This window comes from Staphylococcus sp. HMSC62A08 (genome assembly GCF_001839105.1).
Taxonomy (GTDB): domain Bacteria; phylum Bacillota; class Bacilli; order Staphylococcales; family Staphylococcaceae; genus Staphylococcus; species Staphylococcus caprae.
Genome location: NZ_KV840064.1, coordinates 1 through 280, shown reverse-complemented (window position 1 = coordinate 280; position 280 = coordinate 1). Strand labels below are relative to the sequence as shown.

The window sequence follows — 280 nt, the reverse complement described above, 5'->3', positions numbered from 1 at the left end:
AAATCCCATAAAGTTGTTCTCAGTTCGGATTGTAGTCTGCAACTCGACTACATGAAGCTGGAATCGCTAGTAATCGTGGATCAGCATGCCACGGTGAATACGTTCCCGGGTCTTGTACACACCGCCCGTCACACCACGAGAGTTTGTAACACCCGAAGCCGGTGGAGTAACCTTTTGGAGCTAGCCGTCGAAGGTGGGACAAATGATTGGGGTGAAGTCGTAACAAGGTAGCCGTATCGGAAGGTGCGGCTGGATCACCTCCTTTCTAAGGATATATTCG

Annotated in this window: 1 rRNA gene; it reads left to right on the top strand. The window is 50.4% G+C overall.

The annotated features are described in order from the left end of the window. Positions 1-265: ribosomal RNA gene (locus HMPREF3264_RS12220) — 16S ribosomal RNA — on the top strand; the annotation flags it as partial. Between the last annotated feature and the right edge of the window lie 15 nt (positions 266-280).